Here is a 25,102-nt window from a genome sequence, read left to right as displayed (position 1 = left end):
TCAACGCCTCATTGTCTATTCACGTTTGTTTCTCTGGAATCATGGCTACCATCTCGCGCCTTCGCAGCTCCGACCCCGACTTCGACAGCCAACTGCAGCGACTACTGCACGTGGACGAAGAGCAGGATCACGAGATCGACTCGGCAGTCGCATCCATCCTGAGACGGATTCGCACCGAAGGTGATCAGGCTCTGCTGGAGCTCACAAAGCGATTCGACAGTGTTCAGGCCTCTACTGTTGTCGAACTGGAGATCCCGCGCAGCGAGTGGGAATCAGCACTGGAGTCCCTTCCCGCTGCCCAGCGTGATGCCCTGCAATCTGCGGCGAGGCGCGTGCGCGAGTATCACGAGCGTCAGAAACAGTCGAGCTGGGACTATCTGGAAGAAGACGGTACGCGTCTGGGACAGAAAATAACGCCGCTTGACCGGGTCGGGTTGTATGTCCCGGGCGGCAAGGCTGCCTACCCGTCATCGGTATTGATGAACGCCATCCCTGCCAAGGTGGCAGGTGTCGAGGAAGTCATCATGGTGACCCCGACGCCCCAGGGAACCCGCAATCCGCTTGTGCTGGCTGCGGCTGCCATCAGCGGCATTGATCGTGTGTTTGCCATTGGCGGTGCCCAGGCGGTAGGTGCGCTGGCTTACGGAACAGCGACCATCCCGGCCGTAGACAAGATTGTCGGACCAGGCAATGCATATGTCGCAGCGGCCAAACGACGCGTGTTTGGCAAAGTCGGTATTGACATGATTGCAGGCCCGAGTGAAATTCTGGTGATCTGTGACGGCAGCACTCCTGCGGACTGGATCGCCATGGACCTGTTCTCGCAAGCCGAGCATGATGAACTGGCCCAGTCCATCTTGCTGTGTCCGGATGCGAGTTACCTCGACGAGGTTCACGCCGCGATTGAACGCCTTCTGCCTTCCATGCCCAGAAAGGACATCATCAGCACCAGTTTGTCCAATCGTGGGGCACTGATCGAGGTTCGCGATCTGGAGCAGGCCTGTGAAATCGCCAACCAGATTGCACCTGAGCACCTTGAAATTTCGACCGAATCACCCGAGCGATGGGTTGATCACATACGCCATGCGGGCGCGATCTTTCTAGGCAGGCACACGTCCGAATCGCTAGGAGACTACTGTGCCGGACCCAACCACGTGCTCCCGACGTCAGGCACCGCCAGGTTCTCTTCGCCGCTTGGGGTCTATGACTTTCAGAAGCGATCCAGCATCATTCATGTCTCAAAAGCAGGTGCGCAAAAGCTAGGCGCGATCGCCCAGACGCTTGCCATGGGGGAAGGATTGACAGCCCATGCCGCCAGTGCAGCATACCGTAACGAGCCTGAGAGTGGACCAGCCTCGTAATCTGAGACGGGTCGTCGCCACTCAAAATATCCGAAATGCCTGCCTTTCTCATGACGGGCTTCGCGTAACCGTACAATAGAAGGTGTGCCCGCCTGCTGGCGGGCTTACCGAGACTTAACGAGATACAGTTCTTTCATGCGTACCGCCGACATTACCCGCAATACACAGGAAACCCAGATTCAGATCAGCATCAATCTGGATGGCACCGGACAACAGTCAATCGACACGGGTGTGCCCTTTCTGGATCACATGCTGGACCAGATTGCACGCCATGGCCTGATCGATCTGGACATCAAGGCAAAAGGGGACCTGCACATTGACGCACACCACACGGTGGAAGACGTTGGCATTTCATTTGGTCAGGCCCTGCATAAGGCGATCGGCAGCAAAGCAGGTATCCGCCGCTACGGACACGCCTATGTGCCACTTGACGAAGCGCTCTCGCGCGTCGTGATTGATCTATCGGGCCGACCAATGCTGACGTATGACATACCGTTCACGCGTGCGCGTATCGGCGATTTCGATGTTGATCTGACGCGAGAATTCTTTCAGGGACTGGTGAACCACGCCCAGATGACGCTGCATATCGATAACTTGCGCGGTATCAACGCACACCACCAGTGCGAGACGGTCTTCAAGGCGTTTGGCCGTGCCCTGCGCATGGCGATTGAAGTCGATGAGCGCCAGGCCGGTGTAATCCCTTCCACCAAAGGCACTCTCTGACTCACACCCGCCGGACTTAGACCATGACATCGATCGCCATTGTCGAATACGGAATGGGCAACTACCACTCCGTTGAACGCGCCCTGCGCCATGCCGCACCGGAAGCAGATATCACCCTGACGGGCGACCCGGAAATCATCCTCAAGGCTGAGCGAGTTGTTCTGCCTGGACAGGGCGCGATGGGCGACTGCATGCGCACCCTGGAACAGGCCGGGCTCGTTGAGGTTGTCCTTGAAGTCAGCCGCAACAAACCATTGCTCGGGATATGTGTCGGTGAACAAATGCTGTTCGAACGCAGCGAAGAAGGCCCGACGCAATGCCTGGGACTGTTCCCGGGAGATGTCAGGCGCTTCAGAGGCGAGCTGTTTGACAGCGCCCACACAGGTGTGGACCGACTCAAGGTACCTCATATGGGCTGGAACGCCGTTCGCCAGTGTCGCGAACACCCAATGTGGGCCGGCATTGAAGATCTGACCCCGTTTTATTTTGTGCACAGCTATTATGTACATCCGGAGGATCCGTCACTGACTGTCGGAGAGACGGATTACGGCGTGACGTTCACATGCGCCGTTGCAAGAGACAACATTTTTGCGGCCCAGTTCCATCCAGAGAAAAGTGCAGACCCCGGTTTGCGTCTCTACCGCAATTTTGTAGACTGGAAACCATAAGAACCAACCCTTATTCACTTAGCCACTGCCATGCTTCTGATCCCTGCCATTGACCTTAAAGACGGTAAATGTGTACGCCTGCGCCAAGGCGACATGAACGATGCCACCGTGTTCTCGGAAGACCCTGTCGAAATGGCCGAACACTGGGCCGATCTAGGCGCGCGTCGCCTCCATCTGGTCGACCTGAACGGCGCCATTGCTGGCAAACCCGTCAACGAGGCTGTTATCCATGAAATCGTCGACGCGATGGGCGATGATGTGCCCGTCCAGATCGGCGGTGGCATTCGTGACCTTGACACGATTGAACGCTATCTTGATGCTGGCATCTCTTACGTCATCATCGGAACTGCTGCGGTCAAGAGTCCAGGTTTTCTGCGCGATGCCTGCGGTGCATTTCCGGGCAAGATCATCGTCGGACTGGACGCCCGTGACGGAAAGGTCGCAACGGACGGCTGGAGCAAACTGACCCGTCACATGGTCACCGATCTGGCACGCAAGTTTGAAGACTATGGCTGCGAGGCCATCATTTACACCGACATCGGACGTGACGGTATGCTGACGGGCGTGAACGTCCAGGCAACGGTCGCTCTCGCCCAGGCAGTCAACATTCCTGTGATTGCTTCCGGTGGCATCACCGACATGCGCGATATCGACGAACTGTGTGCAGTCGAGGCAGAGGGCGTTGAAGGCGCCATCCTTGGACGCAGTATCTATGAAGGTACGCTGGACTTCAAGAAAGCCGTCGAACGCGCCGACGAGTTGTGCCCATGACAGGTATCGACACCCTGTCAGTCCGTAACGGACTGACTCGCCGGGTCATCCCTTGCCTGGATGTGACTGCAGGCCGAGTCGTCAAAGGCGTGAATTTTGTCGGACTGGTCGATGCGGGTGATCCGGTCGAGATTGCCCGTCGCTACAATCTCGAGGGTGCAGACGAACTGACTTTCCTCGACATCACAGCCACGAGCGATGATCGGGACCTGATTCTCCCCATCATCGACGCTGTGGCGTCTGAAGTGTTCATACCGCTTACGGTTGGCGGCGGTGTTCGTCAGGTCAGTGATATTCAGCGACTGCTCAACGCCGGTGCGGACAAGGTCAGCATCAACAGTGCGGCCGTGGCCAACCCGGATCTTATCAAGGCGGCGAGCGACTATCACGGTTCGCAATGCATTGTCGTTGCCATTGACGCACGTCAGGTACCTGACTCGCCAGCCGATGCCCCCCGCTGGGAGGTATACACCCACGGAGGACGACGTGCGACCGGGATTGATGTACTTGAATGGGCAGACCGTATGGCACACTACGGCGCTGGCGAGATTCTCCTGACCAGCATGGATCGTGATGGCACCCGTAGTGGATTTGATCTGGTGCTCACGCGTGCTGTCAGCGACGCAGTCAGCGTACCCGTGATTGCATCCGGCGGAGTTGGCACTCTCGAACACCTCGCTGAGGGCGTGAGCGCAGGCGGCGCCAACGCGGTGCTGGCAGCCAGTATTTTTCATTTTGGGGAATACACCATTGGACAGGCCAAGGATCACATGGCCCAGCGTGGTATCCCCGTTCGCCGGAGCGTGCGATGAACTGGCTGGATCAAGTGAAGTTTGACTCGGCAGGCCTGATCCCGGCGATCGCGCAGGATGCCCAATCCAGGCGCATCCTGATGGTAGCCTGGATGAACCGTGAATCACTGGAAGAAACCCACGCGAGCGGCATCGCTGTCTACTGGTCGAGATCGCGCCAGAGCCTGTGGCGCAAGGGTGAGTCCTCTGGCCACACACAAAAGATCAAGAATATCCGTCTGGACTGCGATTCAGACGTGATTTTGCTGGAAGTGGAACAGATCGGCGGAATTGCCTGTCATACAGGGCGGGAAAGCTGTTTTTACCGCAAGCTTGAGCAATCAGGCGACGAACCTGCCTGGGTCAGTATCGACCCTGTACTAAAGGATCCGGAGCTGATTTATAAATGACATATGAAGAAGCTATTCTTGCACGTATCGCGAACGTTCTGGAAAGTCGCAAACCTGATGCCGGGGCAGACCCGAAGCAGTCATATGTTGCCAGCCTGTTTGTCAAAGGCCAGGATGCCATCCTGAAGAAAGTCGGCGAGGAGGCAACAGAGCTGGTCATGGCCTCCAAGGATGGCATCCCCGACAGAATTGTTTCCGAGACCGCTGACCTCTGGTTTCACTGCATGATTGCGCTAGCGCACCATGGCTTGCGTCCTGAGGACGTTCTGGCAGAGCTGGCACGACGCGAAGGCATTTCGGGGCATCAGGAAAAGGCATCCAGATCCACACAGGGAGATAGCAGCAATGAGTGACTCATGCATTTTCTGCAAGATCGTCAAAGGCGAAATTCCTTCAAAGAAGGTCTACGAGGACGATCAGCTGATTGCGTTTCATGACATCAGTCCGCTCGCGCCGGTCCATATTCTCATTATCCCGAAACATCATGTCGTATCCATGCAGGACGTCAGCGACGCGGATAGCGAATGGTTGGGTAGAATGATGGCATTGGTGCCCCGCATTGCATCCGAAAACGGATGCGAGCCAGGGCCAGATGGTGGCTTTAGAATCGTTGTAAATTCCGGGGCTCATGGTGGTCAGGAAGTTCACCACCTGCACCTTCACATTCTGGGTGGTCCGCGTCCCTGGACGCCAAAGGCCTCTCTCACAGCATAAGCAGGAGTTTGTATGGGCGCTTTTAGTATCTGGCATTGGTTGATCGTTCTGCTGATCGTTGCGCTGGTTTTTGGGACCAAGAAGTTGCGCAATATCGGTTCAGACCTCGGCGGTGCAGTCAAAGGCTTCAAGGAAGGCATGAAAGACGCCAACGACCCGTCTGCTGGTGCTGCGGACAAAGACACGACACAGCGAGTTTCCTCCGACGACACGATCGACGTTCAGGCAAAAGAAAAGTCCAGCTCGTCTTCACAGTAAGTGCCTTGCAGAGATCAGCCAGTGCAGGTGGCTCTGTACGTTTGCACGGTTTGACCTGTCCGACCTGAGCAGCCCGGCTGCCTGGTCACCCGGAGACATTTGAGAGTCGATCTTGTTTGATATCAGTTTTACGGAGCTGTTGCTTGTCGGTGTGGTAGCGCTTGTGGTCATCGGCCCCGAGCGTCTGCCCAAGGTCGCCCGTACGGTTGGCCATCTGCTTGGGCGGGCGCAACGCTATGTCAGCGACGTCAAGAGCGACATCCAGCGCGAAGTCGAGCTCGAAGACCTGCGCAAGATGAAAGAAGAAATGGAGAGCGCGGCTCAATCCATTCACTCCTCATTTCGTGACACATCAGACTCTATTCGCGAGCAGGTAGAAGAGCCATTGAACCAGATGCGTGATGAAATTGACTCGGCCAAAGCCTCTCTGTCAGATCTGGGGGCCGATAAGCGGTCCAACACCCAGAGGGTCGAGTCCGGCTCTGAGGGTACTTCTGCTGACGCAGCTCGCCTGACCGCCCAGGACTCCTCACTGACTGCTTCGTCAGCCAGTCGAACTGCGGAAAAGCAGCCCGAGAAACCCGCCCCGAAAGCGGCCCCGAATACAGCCCAGGAGGGGGTCCCGGTTGATATATCAAGACCCAAGGAATCGGAGCAAAAGAGTTGACTGAGAACGCGGAGTCAGGCCAGGAAGGCTTTCTGTCGCATCTGGTTGAGTTGCGGGACCGCTTGATCAGGGCCATTCTGGCTGTGGTCGTGGTTTTTACGATCCTGTTCATTTACCCTGGCGCGTCCCTTATCTACGATTTCCTGGCGCAGCCAATGCTCGCCACGCTTCCACAAGGCACCCGGATGATTGCCACCGGTGTCATCACGCCGTTCATGGTGCCCGTCAAGGTCACCATGCTGGCCGCGTTTGTGGTCGCCTTGCCTTACGTTCTTTATCAGATGTGGGCATTTGTTGCGCCGGGACTGTATCGGCACGAGAAACGCCTGGCCTTGCCACTGATTGTGTCAAGCTCGTTGCTGTTCCTGCTCGGCATGGCGTTCTGCTACTTTGTCGTGTTCCAGACAGTCTTCAAATTCATTGCGTCGTTTGCGCCGCAGTCGATCACCCCTGCCCCGGATATTGAAGCCTATCTGAACTTCGTACTGACCATGTTTCTTGCGTTCGGCATCACATTCGAAGTGCCAATTGCGGTGATTCTGCTCGTTCGCATGGGCATCATGTCGATCGAGAAGCTGCGCGAAATTCGCGGCTACGTCGTCGTCGGTGCTTTCATCATTGCTGCGATCGTGACGCCCCCGGATGTTATCAGCCAGTTCATGCTTGCCGTCCCATTGTGGATCCTGTACGAGGTAGGCCTGATTCTTGCTGCAAAGATCAAACCGATTGATCGAGATGCTGAACGGGAAGACGGCGACCATCCCGTCTGATCAAGCATCCCCGCATATCTTTCAGGCTTGAAAAGTCACGTACGCTGTTTATTGTGTACGTTGCTTGCATCAGGAACGGTCTGCTATGCGACGTTCTTCCTGACGTTTTCGATGATCAAGACCATGCTCGGCCACCAGTCTGCTTGCCAGTGCGTCATGAAACGCCTGAGCGGCCTTTGTCATCGGGCGACGAAGATTATGCGAACAGACAATCTGCCTCTCAAATCCCTTGTTCTTAAGCTCGTATGTTCGTAACGCGAAGTTGTAGCGAGAACGCAATCCACGTACGATGCTTTCTGGCATCAGGCTGACATAAAGGGATTTTTCGATCAGGCGCGCGCTCGTCAGTATCGAGTCAACCTCGATGGCCGGTGCAAGGTGGCCGTCATCAGCCTCCAGTGCCTGTTCAACGATGTGGCGCATGCCGTTTTCCCGGGTAGGCAGAACAAAGCGGCAACCCGTCAATTCGACAAGGCTGACCTTTGGCGGGTACGGAATGTCGTTTATCCCTGTCACAAAGACAATCCGCTCGCGCAGCACCACATCAGTGGCAACCGGCCGGACACGATCGGATCGGTTGGTATAGCAAAGATCGAGTTGTCCCCCGGCCACCTGCTCAATCAGATGATCTGTCAACCCCTCAGAAATGGACAGTGTGACTTCAGGGTGGCGCTCAACGAATCTCTCGAGAACATCAGGAAGAACATGCTGACCGATGCTGGGTACCAGGCCTAGACGGACGTGCCCGCTGAGCGCATCACCGCTATGCATCAGGCGCTCTCTGGCACGCCCAAACTCGGTCATGATCGGCAGAAAGAGCCGATACATCTCTTCGCCTGCTGGCGTCGGGATCATTCGTCGCGGTGTTCGAGTGAAGAGCGGCTTGCCAATATCTCGCTCAAGCTTGGCGATCTGCATACTCAGAGCAGGCTGCACAATGTTCAGTCTGCGAGCTGCACGGGTCACCGACTGCTCTTCAAACAACGATAAAAAATATTGAATCTGTCGCAAATCCACAACCAATCGCCCTTTTTTGTTGCTACTGAAACGATGATTTCATCCGCTTTGCCTTTGCATAATATTAATTGATCGATCTCATAAATATTTATTAGTAGACACAATGCCAGTGAAATTTTTAGCATTGTCCGAACAAAAGCAGTGCAACGCTCAGTTGCATAGGGGTACAACGCAGCTGTCCGGACTCTCCGGACACGCCTCTACTTTGGGGAACGGACAAATGATCAGCGATCGCCTGAAAGCCGCGCGTCTCCGCGCAGGTCTATCTCAAGAAAAACTTGGCAAACTGGCCGGGATTGATCCCACATCAGCGAGTGCCCGTATGAACCAGTACGAGCGAGGCAAGCACTCGCCCGACTATCGGCTGATGTGTCGTGTTGCGGAAATTCTCAACATGCCTGTCAGCTGGTTTTACACGCAGGATGACGAACAGGCAAGACTCCAGGAGCTTTTTTACCACCTGGATGCAGATGCCAAAGAGTCGCTGCTGGCACGCGCAGAAGAATTGGCCGCAGGCAGAATCAAGACCGTCACGCTTTGATTGAAGCCTGAATGATTGCACGTGTCTGGCGTGCGCCTGTGTAAGGTTGCCCGCCAGACAGCAGAGGTCTTATAGTGATCACCTATCGTACTCGAAGGTGAATCCTCATGATTGAAACCAGCAAACTGGTCGCATGGCTGGACCAGACACTGGAACCAGAAAAATTTACGGACTACTGCCCAAACGGTTTGCAGATTCAAGGCAAGGACCAGATCTCGCATATCGTGACGGGCGTGACGGCTAGTCTCGCCCTGATCGAGAAAGCCCGTGAACTGAACGCCGATGCCATCCTGGTTCATCATGGCTACTTCTGGCGCAACGAAAATCCAACCCTTCAGGGCCAGCGTCTCAAGCGAATTCGAGCATTACTTGAATCAGATATCAATCTGATCGCGTACCATCTGCCGCTCGACGCACATCCCATATTTGGAAACAATGCCCAGCTCGCAAAGCAGCTTGGGCTCAATCCCCTGCGCGATGCACAGGGAGCACCAGTAACCTGCGGGCCGGGGAGCCTGGTCTGGCTTGGACACCCCGAGGTCACTGAACAATCCGTTCGTGAATTAGCGGGCCGGATCCAGACACAACTCGCCCGACATCCTGTCGTGGTTGGCAACTTCGAGGCAAAAGCAGGACTGGTCGCATGGTGCACGGGCGGTGCTCAAAGCATGCAGGAGGCCGCAATCGCCGCTGGTGCACAAACCTATGTAACGGGCGAGATTTCAGAGCCCAATGCGCATATTGCCCGGGAAACCGGGACGACGTTCATCAGCGCGGGACATCACGCGACGGAGCGCTACGGTGTGAGGGCACTGGGAGAGGAGATTGCCAGGCAGCTTGATGTCAAAGTCACTTTTGTAGACCTCGACAATCCCGCCTGACAAACTGAAGGAGAGATCTGGAAAGAAAAAAGAAAGAAGACAAAAGAACGAAGAAAGAAGACGCTGGCCGGTGGAGTCAGGCCGGTGACCACACCTGTCGCCGAACCACCCCATGGCCAAATCCAGGGGCTTGCGCTCACAGTTGATCAGCTGCCGGGTGTCCCGGATAACGGGGACACCCGGCGCGATTCAACAAGCACGCATCAGCCCTCCTCTGGACAGGCCTCAGGGTCTGGAGCTCGAGCCTGCGTCAGATCCTGAAAGCTTCTGGCTGGCTGCGGTCGTTTCCTGTTGCTTGAGCAGATCACGGATTTCAGTCAGCAAGACGATATCGGCTGGCGGTGCGGGGGGTGGTGGTGCAGGCTGCGCCGCCTCCTCGGCCTTGGCACGATCTTTGGCCATGTTCACGAGCTTGACCATCCAGAAGATGATGAAGGCCAGAATGACAAAATTGATCAGGATAGTGAGAAACTCGCCCCAGGCAAAAACGATGGCTCCGGCCGTAGTCAGATCGCTGTATGTTTCAGGGCCGGCATAACCATCTGGACGGGAGAGAACCAGAAACTTGTTGGTGAAGTCAACAGAGCCGCCCATGATGAAATTCACAATGGGCATCACGATGTGGCGAACGAGCGAGTCAACGATTTTTCCGAAGGCTGCGCCGATGATCACACCGACGGCAAGATCGATCACATTCCCGCGTACAGCGAAATCCCTGAATTCCTTGAGAATTCCTTTTTTAGTAGACATTTTTATCCTTTGGACATTCAAAGAGCACCCTGGCGCCCAGGGCGCTATAATAATAGACGATCGAGAGTTTGTAACCTCGGGACGGATTGCGTCTCGACCGGCAACACAAGGATTGAACGATGAGTCAGGATTCCACTTTGCACCATGATGATGAAGGTGCAGCACCACTGAATTTGCCAGCCGACCCGAATCGGCGGTTCTGGATTGGAACAACCTGTGCGGTAGGAGGTGTTGCTGGAGCTGCGTTGGCTGCGCCCTTCGTTGGCAGCTTCGCGCCTTCAGAGAAAGCACGTGCCGCAGGTGCGCCAGTCGAGATTGATGTCAGCACCATCCCCCGGGTGAGATGCGCACGGTTGAATGGCGCGGCAAGCCCGTCTGGGTGATTCACCGCACGCCGGAAATGCTGGCAGGCCTCTCCAAAGTCAATGACGAGCTGGCTGACCCCAACTCGGAACGTCCCGGCTACACCCCTCCCTACGCAAAGAACGAATGGCGTTCACGCAAGCCCGAAATCTGGGTTGGCGTCGCAATTTGCACTCACCTCGGTTGTTCACCCACACCCCGCTTCGCTGCGGGTGCCCAGCCCAGCCTGCCGGCTGACTGGGAAGGTGGCAGCCTCTGTCCTTGCCACGGCTCCACGTTTGACATGGCTGGCCGCGTTTACCGTAACAAACCGGCGCCTGACAATCTTGAAGTGCCGCCTTACCAGTACGTCAGTGATAGCAGGATCCTGATTGGCGTGGATGAAGACAATCCCGCCTGACGCGGCGACTGCTGATTTCCTTAATTGAAAACCGACATTGATAGATTGAAAGGAGCCGTTTCATGGCTGGCGAGAAAAGCGTAGAAACGACTGGCGTACTGGGGTGGGTCGATAAACGATTCCCCCTGACGGCCAACATCAAAGGTCACCTCACCGAATATTACGCACCGAAGAACTTCAACTTCTGGTACTTCTTCGGTTCGTTGGCAATGCTGGTGCTGGTTCTCCAGATCGTAACCGGCATTTTTCTGGTGATGCACTATAAACCTGATGCGGAACTGGCGTTTCAGTCGGTCGAGCACATCATGCGCGAGGTTCCAGGTGGCTGGTTCATGCGCTACATGCACTCAACCGGAGCATCCATGTTCTTTGTGGTGGTCTACCTCCACATGGTTCGTGCATTGCTCTACGGCTCCTATCGCAAGCCACGAGAGCTCGTGTGGATCTTCGGTGTCGGCATCTTCCTCTGTCTGATGGCGGAAGCCTTCTTCGGATACCTCCTTCCATGGGGCCAGATGTCTTACTGGGGAGCCCAGGTGATCGTGAACCTGTTCTCCGCGATCCCCTTTATCGGACCTGAACTTGCAATCTGGATTCGTGGTGACTACGTTGTTTCAGACGCGACGCTGAACCGGTTCTTCGCTTTCCACGTGATCGCGATTCCACTGGTTCTGCTTGGTCTCGTGGCTGCTCATATCATCGCGCTGCACGAAGTAGGTTCAAACAACCCCGACGGCATCGAGATCAAGTCCAAGAAAGACAAGTATGGTCGCCCCCTTGACGGGATTCCTTTCCATCCCTATTACACCGTTCACGATATTCTCGGCGTTGCCGGATTCTTTATCGTGTTCATGGCGATCGTTTTCTTTGCGCCTGAGATGGGTGGTTACTTCCTCGAGTACAACAACTTCATCCCGGCTGACCCGCTCAAGACACCGCCGCACATCGCCCCGGTCTGGTATTTCACGCCGTTCTACTCGATGCTGCGTGCGACCACTGACGATTTCACCTGGGTTCTTGCAGGCTCATCCCTCATCGCTGCACTGGTCATGTTCGTGAAGTGCAAGGGTCTGGCGAAAGTCATCGTCCCGGTGATCCTGATCGCTGTGGCTGTGCTGTTTCGCCTGATCGACGCCAAGTTCTGGGGTGTGGTTGCAATGGGTGGTGCAGTGGTTTTGCTGTTCTTCCTGCCCTGGCTTGACTACTCGCCTGTTCGCTCGATCCGGTATCGCCCGAACTGGCACAAGTGGCTGTACGGCATTTTCTTTGTTAACTTCCTGATTCTTGGCTATCTTGGCACGCAGGCACCGACCGATGTGTTCAATCTGATGTCTCAGATTGGCACGATCATCTACCTGGCATTCTTCCTGCTGATGCCTGTCTGGAGTCGTATGGGCACGTTCAAGCCGGTCCCTGACCGCGTGACCTTCCATGCCCACTGAGCCAACACGATACGGAATGAACATGATTAAGAAGATCCTTGGCGCCATCGCCCTTTCCCTGACATGTGCCACCGCGATGGCCGCGGGTGAATCCATCACGCTCGACAAGGCACCAAACCGTCTGAACGACCAGGCAGCACTGCAGAACGGCGCCAAGCTGTTCATCAACTACTGCCTGAATTGTCACAGTGCGACCTCTATGCGCTACAACCGTCTACGCGATATCGGACTGACAGACATCCAGATTCGTGAGAACCTGCTGTTCACCGGCGAGAAAGTCGGTGATCTGATGACAATCTCAATGGATCGGAAAGACGCAGCAGCCTGGTTTGGTGCCCCGGCACCCGACCTGTCGGTGATGGCCCGTGCAAAGTCAATCAACGCCGGCCCTCCTGGTGGCGATTACATCTATACCTACTTGCGCACCTACTATCGCGACACGACCAAGCCAACCGGCTGGAACAACCTGGCATTCCCCAACGCGGGTATGCCTCACGTGCTCTGGGATTTGCAGGGGCCGCGCGAACTGACCACGACCACTATCCATCAGGTCGAGCGTGACGGCAAGCAGGTTTGGGAGAAAGTCGAAACCAAGTTTGGCCCACAAGGTTACTGGGATGCCAAGGCAGAAGTCCTCGACAATTATCGTGGATCAGCAACAGAATCCTTTGCTTTCAAAGCGCTTGACCCCAGGCGCGCTGCAGCATACGACGACAAGGTTGCAGACATTTCGAACTTCATGACCTGGATGGCTGAACCCGTACAGCTCAAGCGCAAGCAGATCGGCGTCTGGGTGATGATTTTCCTGGGTCTGTTCCTGGTCATTGCATGGCGACTGAACGCGTCCTACTGGAAACACGTCAAGTAGGTCTGTAGCTTGGATGGCCAGCGCCGTGCGCAAGCCCGGCGCTGGCTTTTGTATTTTGAATTTATTTCGGGACGGTACTAAATCATGATGGTCCTCTACTCCGGCACCACCTGCCCCTTTTCACATCGTTGCCGATTCGTGCTGTTCGAGAAGGGCATGGATTTCGAAATCCGTGACATCGATCTGTACAACAAACCTGAAGACATCAGCGTCATGAACCCGTACGGGCAAGTGCCGATTCTGGTCGAACGTGATTTGATTCTGTACGAGTCCAACATCATCAACGAGTACATTGATGAGCGTTTTCCGCACCCCCAGCTGATGCCAGCTGACCCGGTGATGCGCGCCCGTACACGTCTGTTCCTGTACAACTTCGAAAAGGAACTGTTCGTGCATGTGTCAGTTCTTGAGGACCAGGTTGCACGAGCCGACGAGAAACGTTGCGCAGCGGCTCGCGCAGCGATTCGTGACCGTCTGTCCCAGCTTGCTCCTTTGTTGATCAAGAACAAATATATGCTCGGTGATGAGTTCTCGATGCTAGACGTGGCTATGGCCCCGTTGCTCTGGCGTCTGGATCACTACGGTGTTGATCTTCCAAAGACTGCAGCACCAATCCAGAAGTACGGCGAGCGCATCTTCTCTCGCCCTGCCTACATTGAGGCACTGACACCTTCAGAGAAGGTCATGAGACGCTAACAGGAGCACTTGCCATGTCCGAGATTTCGACCAAACCATACTTCATCCGTGCACTACATGAATGGTGCACAGACAGTGGGTACACCCCACACGTCGTTGTGCAGGTTGATTCTCGGGCACGTGTGCCCCGTGGATACGTACAGGATGGTCAGATCACACTGAACGTTGGTCTGATGGCGACCAACAAACTCGAGCTCGGTAATGATTTCATCGAGTTCCAGGCACGTTTCGGTGGCAAGACAGAGAGCATTTCCATACCGGTGAACTGCGTGACCGCAATCTATGCGCGCGAAACCGGCGCTGGTATGGGGTTTGAGGTGGAAGCGTTTGAGGGCTCGGAAGAAGACACCGACATGACCGACAACGTAAGCGATACGGAAGACACCAAACCGCAAGAAGCCGAGAAGCCTAAAGCTTCTCACCTCAAAGTCGTCAAGTAAGCCAGAAAGCAGCGATCAGAAGCGCGATCCGGCTCGTTGCCGAAAGAGTCGTGCTCCAGCTGTTCAACCGCGACCCATACCATCGCATTGCTTGCAACTAGACTTCCCGGAAATGACAAGCGAATGTCTTGTCGACTCACGAGAGAATCATTTCATCGCGTCCGAAATCACCAGATTCGACAAGTTGCTCAAACCGGCAAAAACCAGATAACTGTCAGAATCTCGAGAAGAAGGGAGTGGGAATCTGCCGTCTGAGTTGACGGCACGAAATGCTGTCTTCTGGCCGTCTGTCAACGCGATTTTCTGGTCCGTCAATTGAATATCTGCACCCTCAACAGATCTGTTTTTCAGCCAACCCTGACATTTCGATCAGCCACTCTTCAAACTGACGGTGAAGCAGGGTTTTCTGGGTGGCAGTCGGTGTGATCGCCCAATACTGTCGTTCAGGCGTACGAATATCTGGAAACGGCGCAACAATTCGTCCTGCCTCGAGATCTGCGCCCAGGGTTGGCAATGGGCCGATGCCGACACCCAGGCCATCCAGCAATGCACTGTAGGTCACATAAAAATGATCAAACCGGTACATGTTCCAGGGTTGGTTTGGCAGATTAGCAGCCTGCAGCCACGCGTCCCAGTGACGAGGCCGTGTTTCCGAGTAGAGCCACGTGTGCTCAAGCACTTGATCAATGGACTGCAGCGGATGGCGTGCAAGTACCGCTGGTGTCGCAATCAGCGTGTGCCACTCCTTGAACAGGCCAATTCCGGTAAATGCCTGACTTGACGGTGGGTCACGCCTGATTGCCAGGTCAAACGCCCCCTCCAGAGACAATTGCTGTGTCGTGACAGACTGGATCTGAATTCGCGCATCCGGATATTTCTTTCGGAATTGTGGCAACAAGGGAATCAACCACTTCATTGCAAAGGTGGCTGGCACACTGACCCGTAGCAGGCGGGTGGCCAGTCCTCGACCGTAGTGCAGACTCGCCTGTTGTATCTGACTGAAGGCGCGCGAAATTTCCTGCGCATAGGCCAGCGCATGCGGTGTCGGCGCCCGACGCAAACCTTCTCGCTCAAACAGCGGTTGCCCAAGCCACTCTTCCAGTAACCGCATCTGACGGCTGACCGCTCCATGCGTCAGCGACAGTTCTTCTGCAGCAGATGTGAAGCTGCGATGGCGACAAGCAACCAGAAAAATTCGGAGTGCGTTCAGTGGAGGTGACGAGTTCATGTCAAGAGTGTGAGTTTTACTCACTAGGATAAGACTATTTATGAATCTCTGAGAGTTTTACTTACGATAGCATGGAGCCTCTGAAAAAAGTCAGGAGCTTCTAGTGGGATCAGTTGAACTACATGGGCGACGTTACCGCTTGCCCGGCAAACCAGTGGTCGTGATCTGCATCGACGGGTGCGATCCCGAGTACATCGAAAATGCCTTGTCACGCAAACTGTGTCCTAATCTCTCTCTCATGGTGTCTTCCGGGTTCTCTGCCATCGCAGACTGTGTCATGCCCTCCTTCACCAACCCGAACAACGCCTCCATTGTCACGGGTGCACCGCCTTCTGTACACGGAATCGCGGGCAACTACTACCTGGACCGCGAGACAGGTGAACGCGTGATGGTCAATGATGCGCGGATGCTTCGGGGTACCACCCTGCTGGCGCTCCTGAGTCAGGCCGGGATTCGAACGGCGGCCGTGACGGCAAAGGACAAGTTGACCCGAATCATCGGGCATGGACTGGATGGTCCCTGCTTCTCTAGCGAACGCGCCGGGCAGACCACACTGTCGGAATTTGGTGTCGAGTCCGTTGAAGCGTTGGTCGGGCGACCAGAACCAGATATGTATTCCCCGGACCTGTCACTGTATGTGCTTGATGCCGGTCTGGCGCTTCTGCGACAGAACATCAGCCAGGTTCTCTACCTGTCCTTGTCAGACTTTGTGCAGCACAAGTACGCCCCTGGCGAACCGGAGTCCGACGCCTTTCTGCTTGCCATCGACCATCGTATCGGCCAGTTCATCCAGCTCGGTGCCATCGTCGGATGCGTAGCGGACCATGGCATGTCGCGCAAGACTGACTTTCTGGGGAACGCCCAGATCCTGTTTGTGCAAGACCTGCTGACGGACGCGCTTGGACCGGATTCAGCCCAGGTGATCTGCCCCATCACGGACCCGTTTGTGCGTCATCACGGCGCGCTCGGCTCGTTTGTGAGGGTCTATCTTGCGGATCAGAGAAACACTCAAGCTGCAACTGACTTGCTGCGGCAGTCACCCGGCGTTCACGACGTCTTGTCACGAGACGAGGCAGCAAGAGAGCTTTCGCTCCCCCATGACCTTGAGGCGGATCTGGTTGTGATATCCCAGCAGGACTGGGTACTGGGTGCATCCAGACAAGATCACGACCTCTCTGCTGTTCAGGACAGACCTCTGCGCTCGCACGGTGGGTACACGGAACAGCGCGTTCCGTTCCTGATTTCCCATCCACTGGACAGCGAGGGACTGGCCTGGGCTCTGTCGACGCGCCTGCACAACTACGACATCTTCTGCGCGATCCTGAATCACACCGACTCTGTGGGCCAAGATTGAAGAACTGTCACATTTCACGATTAAGGTGGTCATCATGTTGAAAAAGCGCGGTGTGGTTGTCATATGCGACAGCCTTCGTAATGACTTCGTGGGGCAACAGACCCCTGTCCTGAATAACCTGCAACAAACAGCAACCCGCTTCACCAACACGAAGGCCGTGTTCCCCTCCACCACCCGAGTCAGCTCCGCAAGCATTGCCACGGGCTGCCACCCGCGGCAACACGGCCTTCTCGGCAACACCATGATCCTGTCAGAGCCAGAGGGACTGATTACCCGTTCTGTCGGCAAGCCAGCCTTCCGGCAGGAGTTGTTCGAAGCCACAGGTCACTATCTTCGTGTCCCGACCCTGGCGCAGCGGCTACAACCCATGTACACGACCGCGATCTACTCAAACGTGTCACCCGGCGCCGCCTACTTCTTCGACCCGGAGAACTTCGGTTATGTGTACCACCCGGCTGGTTCCTACGCCCCCGGCGGCTCGCAGATAACGGGCTCTGACGCACTCGACATCAAGCCTGGTGCGGACGGAGATCAGGAGATGACGAGACGGTTCTGCCAGAGACTGCTACAGGACGACACACTTGGCCTTGCGGTTCTCTGGCTGTCCGAGCCCGACAAAAGCGGCCATGCCCAGAGCCTGGGAAACCTTGCCCACAGGGCTGCAATTGAACACGCGCAGGACTGTGTCGACAAGGTTCTGTCTGTGATTAGCACCCTTCGCGCCCGTGGTGAGGACATCTTGCTGATGGTGGGTTCTGACCATGGGATGCAGACCATCACACATCAGGTCGACATCGGAGAGGAACTGGTCAAAGCTGGCTTTAAAGCCAGCGTAACAAGCAGGGACCTCGTTGTCGCGCCCAATGGCACCTCGGCCATTCTCGGATTTGATGACGACTATCCGCACCGGGATGCCTTGTTGCCATGGCTGGGCAGCCAGCCATGGGTAGGTGAGTACGTCTACGGTGAGTCATTAGCAGACTGGGGCTTGCCGGATGAGTCCGCCTGTCGAGTCGCGATCTCGCTTGCGGGTGATGAGTCCTGCAACCACCTGGGTATACCCGGCACATCCTGGTACGCATTTGATCCCGACACGCCCAAGGACATGATCGGGCAGGGACAACATGGTGGTCGTCACCGTTACGAGAGCCACCCATTCCTGATGGTACAGGGCAAAGCGTTTCCCGAAGGACTGCAGATCAGCACCCCCACTTCGCTCGTCGATTACGCCCCCACCATCCTCAACCACCTCAGTATCGAGGTGAGCGCAATGCAAGGCCAGCCCCTGCAAACGCTCGCCCGGATCAACATCGAACCCCACTCTCATTTCATCGCATCATGAGGACTCCCATGAAACACTTCAAGTTTGCCCCATTCGTTCTTGCCTGTGCCATGCTCGCCGCGACACCGCTGGCGACCCATGCCACAAGCGCGGTCGACCCCCAGGCACAACGGGGCGGAACACTTCAGATCGCTGTGCTCGGGCTCGACACCTCCGACCCGCACAGACATGCAGGCTCGATCGCCGTGCAACAAGTCTACGTCGAAACACTGACCAGCATCGCCGATGATGGCCGTGTGCAACCGTTCCTTGCAGAAAGCTATGACGTATCCGAGGACGGCAAGCAGTACGTGTTTCATTTGCGCGAGGGCGTCAAGTTCCATAACGGTCGCGAAATGAACGCCAGCGATGTCAAGGCGAACTTCGAACGTGTCTCTCAGAAGGTCACCGGCGGCTGGCTGAGCGGGGCAATGAAACTGATCCGCTCGGTCGAGGCACCCGATGCAAAGACTGTGGTGATCAAGCTTGACAAGCCTTACGCTCCGTTTCTAAATCTGATTTCAGAGCTATGGATCGTGGCACCAGAATCACCGGGCTGGGATGATCAGATCACCCAGCCAATCGGCACCGGTCCCTTCATGTTTGGAAGATGGCAACCAGATGTGCAGTTGTCTGCGCCCAGGTTTGATGAGTACTGGCAGACGGGCCTTCCTTATCTGGAAGAGATCGTGTTTGACCTGCGAGACAGCCGCGACAACAGTCTTGGATTACGTGCAGGTGACCTGCACATCGGATCTGTCGGGAACGACAAGATTGATACGCTTAAAAAAGCCGGGTTTGATGTTCAGACCCTCAAGGATACGGCCTGGTATTTCCTGTCATTCAACAATCGCAACCCATCTGAGTTGATGTCCAACCCACTGGTCAGAGAAGCGATAGCAAGTGCCATCGACAAGAATGCCTACATGAACTTTGTTGCCGGATCGGCCGGAATGCCGAGCAATCAGCCAATGCGCCCCGGGACATACTACTGGGATGAAGCGATCGAGGCAGATGACAAGTTCGCCCAGCCCAATCTCGACCGCGCTCGAGAACTGCTCAAGCAGGCAGGCGTCAACCCGGCAGACCACACGCTCAAGATTGTTTCGTGGCAGCGAGACTATGCGCAAGTCGCCTCACAAATGGTGCGCGCACTGGGATTCAAGATTGACCACCAGGCGCTTGACGACATCGGCGCACAAAAGCTGCTGGGTCAGTACCAGTGGGATCTGGCCCCCTTCAATTCCGGACCACGCGCCGATGTTTACCTGCGCTACGCCCGCTTCCTGAGCGATGGTCCCAGTCCAATGCTCTGGGGTGGGATTCAGGACAAGGAGCTCGATGCCAGGATTGCCAGCGCAGTCAGTTCTCCGAACTCCGATCAGGCACGTGCAAACTACCTTGATGCCTGGCGCCACATGATTGACAAGCAGTACACCGTTGGCATCGGCCATGCAGCCAACGCTATTGCTGTCTCGCCCGAGGTACGCGGCTATCAGACAGGGTACACCTGGAGTCAAAACCGGGTTGACGGCGGAGTGGCCCGCACATGGCTCGCCAGATAGTGTCAAAGACCATGTCAAAGTACTGGCCTTGGACAGTCCTGACAATCGTGGTGGTTGCAGGTCTGTTATCCACCTTTGGCCTCACCCAGGACCCCTATGCGCAGGACTTTATGGCGCGCAATCAGGGTCCTGGCGCCGATCACTGGCTCGGCACAGACCAGTTCGGGCGAGACCTGCTTGCTCGCCTGATGGCAGGCGCCTGGCTCACGCTAGGCGTATCCGCCAGCGCCACCGCAGTCGCGCTGGCGGCTGGTGCTGGCATCGCACTATTCGCGTGCCGGACCGGAGGCCTGTTTCGCCAGACCGTGTTCACCGTATTTGATCTTCTGAGAACATTGCCTGCGATTCTGGTAGGCCTGGTGATCATGACCGCGATGGGGGCTGGGACGCTCACAGTGATCCTGGCGGTCGGTCTGACCTTTGCGCCGCTGTTTGCCTACATCACCAGTGCCACTTACGACCGCGAGCGGGTGGCGGGTTATGCCGTCGCGGCCCGGCTGATGGGCGGGACATCAACCTGGGTGGCCTGGCGTCACATGCTGCCGAACATGACCGGTGCACTCATCACCCAGATAGCCATTGTGCTGCCACGTGCCATCACAACAGAGTCAGTCCTGAGTTTTCTGGGGGTCGGGGTGGCACCGGACATCCCAACGTGGGGTCGCATCATTGCCGCTGCATCCGACTACGCGGAACAGGCCCCATGGAGTCTCGCCACACCCGTTCTGATTCTCGCGGGCACAACACTCACCCTTTCCGTCATCGGTCATCGCTTGCGAGACACACAGCGTAATGGCGATACCCAAGGATCGCTCACATGAAAAGACGTGTTCTGACAAATAGCCTGTGGCTCTGGTCGAAGATGATGCTCAGCGTACTGGCGATTGCCTTTGCGGTCTTTTACCTGATCAGAGCTGTACCGGGCGACATCACAGATCTGCATGCAGCCACGGGCGACCTGACGACAAGTGATCAGGCAAGGATGCGGGAGGAGCTTGGACTCAATGCCAGTGTGATTGAACAGTTCGCTGGCTGGTTGTCTCATGCCGTTCGTGGCGACCTCGGCGTCTCTCTGAGATTCCAGACCCCTGTGACGACCATGCTACTAGATGCCCTGCCCGATACGGTCATGCTGGCCAGTGCCGCCCTGCTAATCGGGCTCTTTGTTGGTGGATCCATTGCCTTGCTTGCTTGTGCGTACCCCCAGGGGCCGTTCAAACGCATCGTTGAAGCACTGAACATCTGGTCGATTGCCATGCCAACTTTCTGCATCGGCATCATCGGTGTCCTGACTTTCTCGATCTGGCTGCAGTGGCTACCGATCCGGGGGCAACTGCTGCTTCCCGTGCTGATCATTGGTCTGGACGTGGCAGGCCAGGTGGTCAAACCGCTTTACGAGGAACTGATGGACGTGACCCGGCGCGGGTTCGTGCGCACCGCACAGTCCAAAGGTCTGAACGGTTGGCAGATCGCATGGCGCCACCTCTTGCCCAATTCTTCTGCCGTGGTAATCAGTCTGATAGGGGTGATTTTCGGGACCCTCATCGGCGGCGCCCTCACCATGGAGGTAATCTTCGGACTCAACGGCGTGGGCGGACTGACTTTCACAGCGATTCAAGGTCGAGACTATCCATTGGTGCAGGCTGGTCTGATCTGGATGGCAGCCGCAGTGATTCTCGTCAATGCTCTTGCAAAAGTGCTGAGCGTAGCCATTGATCCCAGACTCAGGAGTGCAGAATGAGTACTTTGCTTTCAGTTACCGACCTGCGAGTGACGACAGGCAGGAAGGAACTCGTATCCGGTATCAGCTTCTCTCTGGATGCAGGCGAGTTCCTTGCTATTGTCGGCGAATCCGGCAGCGGCAAATCGGTCAGCTCGATGGCCTGCTGTGGTCTGTTGCCCCCGGAGTTGTCAGCCGTGGGCAGTGTCCGGTTTGACGGTCAGGAGCTTCTGTATCTCGGCAGCGCCAAATGGCGAACATTGCGGCGCAACGGCATGGCCGCTATATTTCAGGACCCCATGTCGTCACTTAACCCACTGATGAAGGTCAGCACGCAGATCAGCGAAGCGATGGACGGGACAACTCGACTCGATGCGTCCAGGCTCTGCGCCATCGGGGCTCTGATGCGCGAAGTGGGACTCGAGCCGGACAACCGCATCCTGCATGCCTACCCGTTTGAGCTCAGCGGCGGACAGCAGCAACGCATCATGATCGCCATGGCATTGGCCACGAACCCCAGACTTTTGATTGCGGACGAGCCGACAACGGCGCTCGATGCCAGTACGCAGGCCCAAGTCATCGAGCTTTTGCAAACACTGAGACTGCGCCGAAACATGGCGGTGCTGATGGTCACCCACGATCTCTCGATCGTGAGGTCCACGGCTGACAGAATGGCCGTGTTTCATGAGGGGCGATGCGTCGAGCAGGGCACGGCAAGACAAGTGATGTCCAGCCCGCAGCACCCATACACCCAATCTTTGGTCAGGGCGTCGCTTGAAACTGTGAGGCGTACCCGATCTGAATGCGACGTCATGAATGCCCGCGGCCTCGTGCTCGACGCGCAGAACGTATCCTTTCGCTATCCCGAAGCAAAAGAGGATGCCCTCAAAGACATCTGCATCAGCGTCAAGCCGGGTGAGTGCCTCGGCATTGTCGGGGCGTCCGGATCCGGAAAAAGCACCCTGGCCAAGGTTCTGGTTGGCGCACTGCCTGAATTCAGCGGGAAAGTGGACGTGTGCGGAATATCGTCTCAGTCTCGGTGGCAGTCAAACAACATCAATCTCGCGTTTGCCAGACACTGCCAGTATGTGTTTCAGGACACAACGGCTAGCCTGAATCCGACCCATACGGTCGAAAAAACGCTGATCGACTCGTTGAAACTGGCCGGACATGATGAGAGCCGCCAGATACTGCGGAACAAGGCGGGCGAACTACTGCTTGAGGTTGATCTTGACTCGGAGATGCTGACAAAGCTGCCCTTACAGCTTTCGGGAGGGCAGCGACAAAGAATTGTGATCGCCAGAGCTTTGGCCATGCGACCCAAAGTGCTGGTGTGTGATGAACCGGTCTCTGCTCTTGATGCTCATCTGCAGAAGCAGGTCGTGAACCTGCTGGTTGACCTGCAGCAGCGACATGGGATGGCACTGGTTTTCATTGGTCACGATTTGCATCTCATGAGCCAGTTCTGTGACCGGCTTGTCGTCATGGACCGTGGGACGATTGTCGAATCAGGCGTTGCCGAAGAAATGTTCACACAGCCCAGGAGTGCTGCGTTGAAAGAGTTGCTTGGGTACTCCACCACTTCTGTGGAAGCCAATCCCGGACCGTCATGGGATGAAAGACCGTCCCGACAGGCCAACAGCGGCGGGCCAGACTCACACAGCACCAGAACGTCGATTACGGCATACTTGCGATCAAAACCTGTGGTTCAGACTGAGGCGGCATAAACTGGTACAATTCATCCCCGTTATCGGGTAATCCTCGCTCTCATGCGGGAATGACAGGACAACAAGCACCAAAAGCCGGTGTAGCTCAGTTGGTAGAGCAGCTCACTTGTAATGAGAAGGTCGAGGGTTCGACTCCTTTCACCGGCACCAATGAATTCAAACACTTACGCCAGTCCTTCGGGGTTGGCGTTTTGTTTTTTGAGGCTGTGTAAGCACTTTGTAAACATTTTTTCGGAATACATCGACAGGTCTCAACGCTGCAGCCAACAGAAAAATGGATAGACTAGGCTACTGGTGGCGAAGCAGTCGATCAGATAATGAAGAACTCGTCAGGCGAACTAGGCCAAGGCGAAGAATCTCTACCAGTCTCTCTTCGAGCACAGTCAAGTCCCGACGAATCCGATCAAAAGTCGTCTGATGCATTCCCGCAGGCTTGAACTTCCATTGCCAATCCGACCCGTCACTACCAAGCCGAGCTGCCAAACGGCGCTTACGCCGCCATATTCGATCGATCTCCGACTCCGATTGGGATGGATAACGAAGATCCAGGCACTTACGACAAGCAACCCTTCCAGCAAGAAAGAGTGTCACTGCGCGTTGCTCGCAATTCGGGCATTCGAACCACCAGCGCACTCCACCAAATCCGCACGAGGTCTCTGCTAAAGAGATTCGTATCCCAGCAGATACATACGATGGATCGAGACAGGGCAAAAGCTCGATGTGGTGTTCAAACGCTCTGACCCACAACTGGAAACTTTGATTGCTGTTAGCAGACGGCCAAGTCAGTTCGCTGGTACAGCCCGCAGACAATCCTCCAGCTCGGTCCAAAAGCCGAACATCAAGGCGCCTGTGCGCAGTGACCTTCGAACGTGTTGACGGCCTACCTGCTCCAAACCTGTATCCACCTCGCGCCATGGCCAACTCCATTGAATACGAAATCAATTGAGATTGTTAACTTTTTTCAAGTGTTTGCGAAGCGTGAATGAAATCAGGATTAACCTGCAAATTAGCGCCATAGCGACTGCCCTTGTCCTTCACTCTGCTCTCGCACTCTGTCGAACAGTTCAAACACCGTGATTCCAAGAGCGTGAGCAATGACCTCAAGCGCATTGATTGTAGGATTTGCATGACCGTTCTCGATACGGCTGAGATAGGTTTGATAAAAGCCGCATCGCTCGCTAAAGACGACCTGACTCAAGCCTGCCGCCTGACGCAAGCCTTTAATAACCGATCCGAGATTCTTGGCGAGTGGACTACCTGCAATGGGCCGTTCGGGCATTTCGTGTGACGGCCAATGGTGTGCGTGACGACACGCAGATCCACACCCACATGTGCTATTCCGAGTTCAACGATATCATCGAAGCCATTGCCGATATGGATGCCGATGTGATCACCATCGAAACATCGCGCTCGAACATGGAGCTGCTGGATGCCTTCGAGCGGTTTTCCTATCCGAACCAGATCGGCCCTGGCGTGTACGACATTCATTCGCCGAACCGGCCGGACTGCGGCCTGAAAACCCGGACGTGGGACGAGGTGATGCCGGCGCTGGCAAACATGGTGGCGGCGGCGAAGGCCTTGCGGCAGTCTGCGAAGGCGGCCGCCAGCTGAGCTGCTGGTTACTGCGCGGGGGTGGCGGTTCCGTGCACGGGCGGA

The 25,102-nt window shown here is 55.9% G+C and carries 27 protein-coding genes, 1 tRNA gene and 2 pseudogenes; 26 read left to right on the top strand and 4 right to left on the bottom strand.

All coding sequences use genetic code 11. From position 1 onward, the window contains the following. The first annotated feature begins 41 nt into the window (after positions 1–41). The 11 genes from hisD (at position 42) to tatC (ending at position 7,133) form a co-directional block, all read left to right on the top strand. The gene (gene hisD, locus DBV39_RS15465) at positions 42–1,361 is read left to right on the top strand and encodes a histidinol dehydrogenase (RefSeq protein ID WP_108622310.1); all 1,320 of its coding nucleotides are present in this window, start codon (positions 42–44) and stop codon (positions 1,359–1,361) included. Positions 1,362–1,496: 135 nt separating this feature from the next. Next, a complete protein-coding gene (gene hisB, locus DBV39_RS15460; protein ID WP_108622309.1) occupies positions 1,497–2,084 on the top strand; it encodes an imidazoleglycerol-phosphate dehydratase HisB in 588 nt (195 codons plus the stop codon). A 23-nt stretch (positions 2,085–2,107) separates the two neighbouring features. Further along, complete coding sequence (gene hisH, locus DBV39_RS15455) at positions 2,108–2,752, top strand: imidazole glycerol phosphate synthase subunit HisH (RefSeq protein ID WP_108622308.1); 645 nt, start codon at positions 2,108–2,110, stop codon at positions 2,750–2,752. A gap of 30 nt (positions 2,753–2,782) precedes the next feature. After that, positions 2,783–3,523, top strand: a complete 741-nt coding sequence (hisA, locus tag DBV39_RS15450; RefSeq protein ID WP_108622307.1) for a 1-(5-phosphoribosyl)-5-[(5-phosphoribosylamino)methylideneamino]imidazole-4-carboxamide isomerase — start codon at positions 2,783–2,785, stop codon at positions 3,521–3,523. Next, positions 3,520–4,335, top strand: a complete 816-nt coding sequence (gene hisF, locus DBV39_RS15445; protein ID WP_108622306.1) for an imidazole glycerol phosphate synthase subunit HisF — start codon at positions 3,520–3,522, stop codon at positions 4,333–4,335. The genes hisA and hisF overlap by 4 nt, the downstream gene beginning before the upstream one ends. Then, the gene (gene hisI, locus DBV39_RS15440) at positions 4,332–4,724 is read left to right on the top strand and encodes a phosphoribosyl-AMP cyclohydrolase (RefSeq protein WP_108622305.1); all 393 of its coding nucleotides are present in this window, start codon (positions 4,332–4,334) and stop codon (positions 4,722–4,724) included. Before hisF ends, hisI begins: the two co-directional genes overlap by 4 nt. Beyond that, positions 4,721–5,077, top strand: a complete 357-nt coding sequence (locus DBV39_RS15435) for a phosphoribosyl-ATP diphosphatase (protein WP_108622304.1) — start codon at positions 4,721–4,723, stop codon at positions 5,075–5,077. Before hisI ends, DBV39_RS15435 begins: the two co-directional genes overlap by 4 nt. Then, positions 5,070–5,438, top strand: coding sequence for a histidine triad nucleotide-binding protein (locus DBV39_RS15430; RefSeq protein ID WP_108622303.1), 369 nt, complete (start codon positions 5,070–5,072; stop codon positions 5,436–5,438). Before DBV39_RS15435 ends, DBV39_RS15430 begins: the two co-directional genes overlap by 8 nt. Before the next feature lie 12 nt (positions 5,439–5,450). Beyond that, the gene (tatA, locus tag DBV39_RS15425) at positions 5,451–5,696 is read left to right on the top strand and encodes a Sec-independent protein translocase subunit TatA (protein WP_108622302.1); all 246 of its coding nucleotides are present in this window, start codon (positions 5,451–5,453) and stop codon (positions 5,694–5,696) included. A 112-nt stretch (positions 5,697–5,808) separates the two neighbouring features. Continuing rightward, positions 5,809–6,363: a Sec-independent protein translocase protein TatB gene (gene tatB / locus DBV39_RS15420; protein WP_108622301.1), complete on the top strand. Its 555-nt coding sequence runs from the start codon at positions 5,809–5,811 to the stop codon at positions 6,361–6,363. After that, positions 6,360–7,133: a twin-arginine translocase subunit TatC gene (tatC, locus tag DBV39_RS15415; protein ID WP_108622300.1), complete on the top strand. Its 774-nt coding sequence runs from the start codon at positions 6,360–6,362 to the stop codon at positions 7,131–7,133. Before tatB ends, tatC begins: the two co-directional genes overlap by 4 nt. 69 nt (positions 7,134–7,202) lie before the next feature. On the opposite strand, the gene DBV39_RS15410 is transcribed toward tatC, so the two are convergent. After that, positions 7,203–8,144 (bottom strand): LysR family transcriptional regulator, encoded by a 942-nt coding sequence (locus tag DBV39_RS15410; RefSeq protein ID WP_159078986.1) that lies wholly within the window; start codon positions 8,142–8,144, stop codon positions 7,203–7,205. Between the two features lie 226 nt (positions 8,145–8,370). Here DBV39_RS15410 and DBV39_RS15405 point away from each other — a divergent pair, with 226 nt between their 5' ends. Next, a complete protein-coding gene (locus tag DBV39_RS15405) occupies positions 8,371–8,691 on the top strand; it encodes a helix-turn-helix domain-containing protein (RefSeq protein ID WP_108622298.1) in 321 nt (106 codons plus the stop codon). 101 nt (positions 8,692–8,792) lie between these two features. After that, positions 8,793–9,572, top strand: coding sequence for a Nif3-like dinuclear metal center hexameric protein (locus tag DBV39_RS15400; RefSeq protein ID WP_193853076.1), 780 nt, complete (start codon positions 8,793–8,795; stop codon positions 9,570–9,572). A 225-nt stretch (positions 9,573–9,797) separates the two neighbouring features. Here the strand turns inward: DBV39_RS15400 and mscL are convergent, their stop codons facing one another. Then, the gene (mscL, locus tag DBV39_RS15395) at positions 9,798–10,322 is read right to left on the bottom strand and encodes a large conductance mechanosensitive channel protein MscL (RefSeq protein WP_108622296.1); all 525 of its coding nucleotides are present in this window, start codon (positions 10,320–10,322) and stop codon (positions 9,798–9,800) included. A gap of 119 nt (positions 10,323–10,441) precedes the next feature. On the opposite strand from mscL, the pseudogene petA reads away from it, so the two are divergent. The 5 genes and pseudogenes from petA (at position 10,442) to DBV39_RS15370 (ending at position 14,531) form a co-directional block, all read left to right on the top strand. Next, positions 10,442–11,085: pseudogene (petA, locus tag DBV39_RS15390) on the top strand (ubiquinol-cytochrome c reductase iron-sulfur subunit). A gap of 62 nt (positions 11,086–11,147) precedes the next feature. Continuing rightward, positions 11,148–12,527, top strand: coding sequence for a cytochrome b (locus DBV39_RS15385; protein WP_108622295.1), 1,380 nt, complete (start codon positions 11,148–11,150; stop codon positions 12,525–12,527). A gap of 16 nt (positions 12,528–12,543) precedes the next feature. Next, positions 12,544–13,395 (top strand): cytochrome c1, encoded by an 852-nt coding sequence (locus DBV39_RS15380; RefSeq protein WP_193853034.1) that lies wholly within the window; start codon positions 12,544–12,546, stop codon positions 13,393–13,395. Between the two features lie 84 nt (positions 13,396–13,479). Further along, positions 13,480–14,091 (top strand): glutathione S-transferase N-terminal domain-containing protein, encoded by a 612-nt coding sequence (locus DBV39_RS15375; protein WP_108622293.1) that lies wholly within the window; start codon positions 13,480–13,482, stop codon positions 14,089–14,091. A gap of 14 nt (positions 14,092–14,105) precedes the next feature. Next, positions 14,106–14,531 (top strand): ClpXP protease specificity-enhancing factor, encoded by a 426-nt coding sequence (locus DBV39_RS15370; protein WP_108622292.1) that lies wholly within the window; start codon positions 14,106–14,108, stop codon positions 14,529–14,531. A gap of 331 nt (positions 14,532–14,862) precedes the next feature. Here DBV39_RS15370 and DBV39_RS15365 read toward each other — a convergent pair whose 3' ends face one another. Continuing rightward, positions 14,863–15,759, bottom strand: coding sequence for a LysR substrate-binding domain-containing protein (locus tag DBV39_RS15365; protein ID WP_108622291.1), 897 nt, complete (start codon positions 15,757–15,759; stop codon positions 14,863–14,865). A 103-nt stretch (positions 15,760–15,862) separates the two neighbouring features. Here DBV39_RS15365 and phnA point away from each other — a divergent pair, with 103 nt between their 5' ends. The 7 genes from phnA to DBV39_RS15330 all read left to right on the top strand — a co-directional run bounded on the left by phnA (position 15,863) and on the right by DBV39_RS15330 (position 23,596). After that, the gene (phnA, locus tag DBV39_RS15360; protein ID WP_108622290.1) at positions 15,863–17,113 is read left to right on the top strand and encodes a phosphonoacetate hydrolase; all 1,251 of its coding nucleotides are present in this window, start codon (positions 15,863–15,865) and stop codon (positions 17,111–17,113) included. Positions 17,114–17,147: 34 nt separating this feature from the next. Next, positions 17,148–18,455 (top strand): alkaline phosphatase family protein, encoded by a 1,308-nt coding sequence (locus DBV39_RS15355; RefSeq protein WP_108622289.1) that lies wholly within the window; start codon positions 17,148–17,150, stop codon positions 18,453–18,455. A gap of 8 nt (positions 18,456–18,463) precedes the next feature. Next, complete coding sequence (locus DBV39_RS15350; RefSeq protein WP_227870664.1) at positions 18,464–19,999, top strand: ABC transporter substrate-binding protein; 1,536 nt, start codon at positions 18,464–18,466, stop codon at positions 19,997–19,999. Next, complete coding sequence (locus DBV39_RS15345) at positions 19,984–20,820, top strand: ABC transporter permease (protein ID WP_108622287.1); 837 nt, start codon at positions 19,984–19,986, stop codon at positions 20,818–20,820. The genes DBV39_RS15350 and DBV39_RS15345 overlap by 16 nt, the downstream gene beginning before the upstream one ends. Beyond that, positions 20,817–21,740: an ABC transporter permease gene (locus DBV39_RS15340; RefSeq protein WP_108622286.1), complete on the top strand. Its 924-nt coding sequence runs from the start codon at positions 20,817–20,819 to the stop codon at positions 21,738–21,740. The genes DBV39_RS15345 and DBV39_RS15340 overlap by 4 nt, the downstream gene beginning before the upstream one ends. After that, on the top strand, positions 21,737–23,446 hold the full coding sequence (gene nikE / locus DBV39_RS15335) for a nickel ABC transporter ATP-binding protein NikE (protein WP_108622285.1): 1,710 nt from the start codon (positions 21,737–21,739) through the stop codon (positions 23,444–23,446). The genes DBV39_RS15340 and nikE overlap by 4 nt, the downstream gene beginning before the upstream one ends. 74 nt (positions 23,447–23,520) lie before the next feature. Beyond that, positions 23,521–23,596: transfer RNA gene (locus tag DBV39_RS15330), tRNA-Thr, on the top strand. 856 nt (positions 23,597–24,452) lie between these two features. Here DBV39_RS15330 and DBV39_RS15325 read toward each other — a convergent pair. Further along, positions 24,453–24,725: a helix-turn-helix domain-containing protein gene (locus tag DBV39_RS15325; protein WP_108623308.1), complete on the bottom strand. Its 273-nt coding sequence runs from the start codon at positions 24,723–24,725 to the stop codon at positions 24,453–24,455. On the opposite strand from DBV39_RS15325, the pseudogene DBV39_RS15320 reads away from it, so the two are divergent. Continuing rightward, a pseudogene (locus DBV39_RS15320) lies at positions 24,674–25,057 on the top strand (5-methyltetrahydropteroyltriglutamate--homocysteine S-methyltransferase); the annotation flags it as partial. The gene DBV39_RS15325 and the pseudogene DBV39_RS15320 overlap by 52 nt on opposite strands. Positions 25,058–25,102: the final 45 nt, after the last annotated feature.

The organism is Orrella marina (genome assembly GCF_003058465.1).
In the GTDB taxonomy this organism is placed as follows: Bacteria; Pseudomonadota; Gammaproteobacteria; order Burkholderiales; family Burkholderiaceae_B; genus Algicoccus; species Algicoccus marinus.
The sequence above is the reverse complement of the archived record's forward strand: the minus strand, read 5'-3'. Positions and strand labels throughout refer to the sequence as shown.

What these genes read in the sequence shown, in the direction of transcription:
- hisB (WP_108622309.1), top strand. Translation starts at nt 1,497, where the DNA reads ATGCGTACCGCCGACATTACCCGCAATACACAGGAAACCCAGATTCAG.
- DBV39_RS15325 (WP_108623308.1), bottom strand. Translation starts at nt 24,725, where the DNA reads ATGCCCGAACGGCCCATTGCAGGTAGTCCACTCGCCAAGAATCTCGGA.
- hisI (WP_108622305.1), top strand. Translation starts at nt 4,332, where the DNA reads ATGAACTGGCTGGATCAAGTGAAGTTTGACTCGGCAGGCCTGATCCCG.
- DBV39_RS15430 (WP_108622303.1), top strand. Translation starts at nt 5,070, where the DNA reads ATGAGTGACTCATGCATTTTCTGCAAGATCGTCAAAGGCGAAATTCCT.
- hisD (WP_108622310.1), top strand. Translation starts at nt 42, where the DNA reads ATGGCTACCATCTCGCGCCTTCGCAGCTCCGACCCCGACTTCGACAGC.
- DBV39_RS15350 (WP_227870664.1), top strand. Translation starts at nt 18,464, where the DNA reads ATGAAACACTTCAAGTTTGCCCCATTCGTTCTTGCCTGTGCCATGCTC.
- mscL (WP_108622296.1), bottom strand. Translation starts at nt 10,322, where the DNA reads ATGTCTACTAAAAAAGGAATTCTCAAGGAATTCAGGGATTTCGCTGTA.
- DBV39_RS15340 (WP_108622286.1), top strand. Translation starts at nt 20,817, where the DNA reads ATGAAAAGACGTGTTCTGACAAATAGCCTGTGGCTCTGGTCGAAGATG.
- hisH (WP_108622308.1), top strand. Translation starts at nt 2,108, where the DNA reads ATGACATCGATCGCCATTGTCGAATACGGAATGGGCAACTACCACTCC.
- nikE (WP_108622285.1), top strand. Translation starts at nt 21,737, where the DNA reads ATGAGTACTTTGCTTTCAGTTACCGACCTGCGAGTGACGACAGGCAGG.
- tatA (WP_108622302.1), top strand. Translation starts at nt 5,451, where the DNA reads ATGGGCGCTTTTAGTATCTGGCATTGGTTGATCGTTCTGCTGATCGTT.
- DBV39_RS15345 (WP_108622287.1), top strand. Translation starts at nt 19,984, where the DNA reads ATGGCTCGCCAGATAGTGTCAAAGACCATGTCAAAGTACTGGCCTTGG.
- DBV39_RS15380 (WP_193853034.1), top strand. Translation starts at nt 12,544, where the DNA reads ATGAACATGATTAAGAAGATCCTTGGCGCCATCGCCCTTTCCCTGACA.
- DBV39_RS15370 (WP_108622292.1), top strand. Translation starts at nt 14,106, where the DNA reads ATGTCCGAGATTTCGACCAAACCATACTTCATCCGTGCACTACATGAA.
- hisF (WP_108622306.1), top strand. Translation starts at nt 3,520, where the DNA reads ATGACAGGTATCGACACCCTGTCAGTCCGTAACGGACTGACTCGCCGG.
- DBV39_RS15435 (WP_108622304.1), top strand. Translation starts at nt 4,721, where the DNA reads ATGACATATGAAGAAGCTATTCTTGCACGTATCGCGAACGTTCTGGAA.
- DBV39_RS15385 (WP_108622295.1), top strand. Translation starts at nt 11,148, where the DNA reads ATGGCTGGCGAGAAAAGCGTAGAAACGACTGGCGTACTGGGGTGGGTC.
- hisA (WP_108622307.1), top strand. Translation starts at nt 2,783, where the DNA reads ATGCTTCTGATCCCTGCCATTGACCTTAAAGACGGTAAATGTGTACGC.
- DBV39_RS15375 (WP_108622293.1), top strand. Translation starts at nt 13,480, where the DNA reads ATGATGGTCCTCTACTCCGGCACCACCTGCCCCTTTTCACATCGTTGC.
- DBV39_RS15355 (WP_108622289.1), top strand. Translation starts at nt 17,148, where the DNA reads ATGTTGAAAAAGCGCGGTGTGGTTGTCATATGCGACAGCCTTCGTAAT.
- DBV39_RS15405 (WP_108622298.1), top strand. Translation starts at nt 8,371, where the DNA reads ATGATCAGCGATCGCCTGAAAGCCGCGCGTCTCCGCGCAGGTCTATCT.
- DBV39_RS15365 (WP_108622291.1), bottom strand. Translation starts at nt 15,759, where the DNA reads ATGAACTCGTCACCTCCACTGAACGCACTCCGAATTTTTCTGGTTGCT.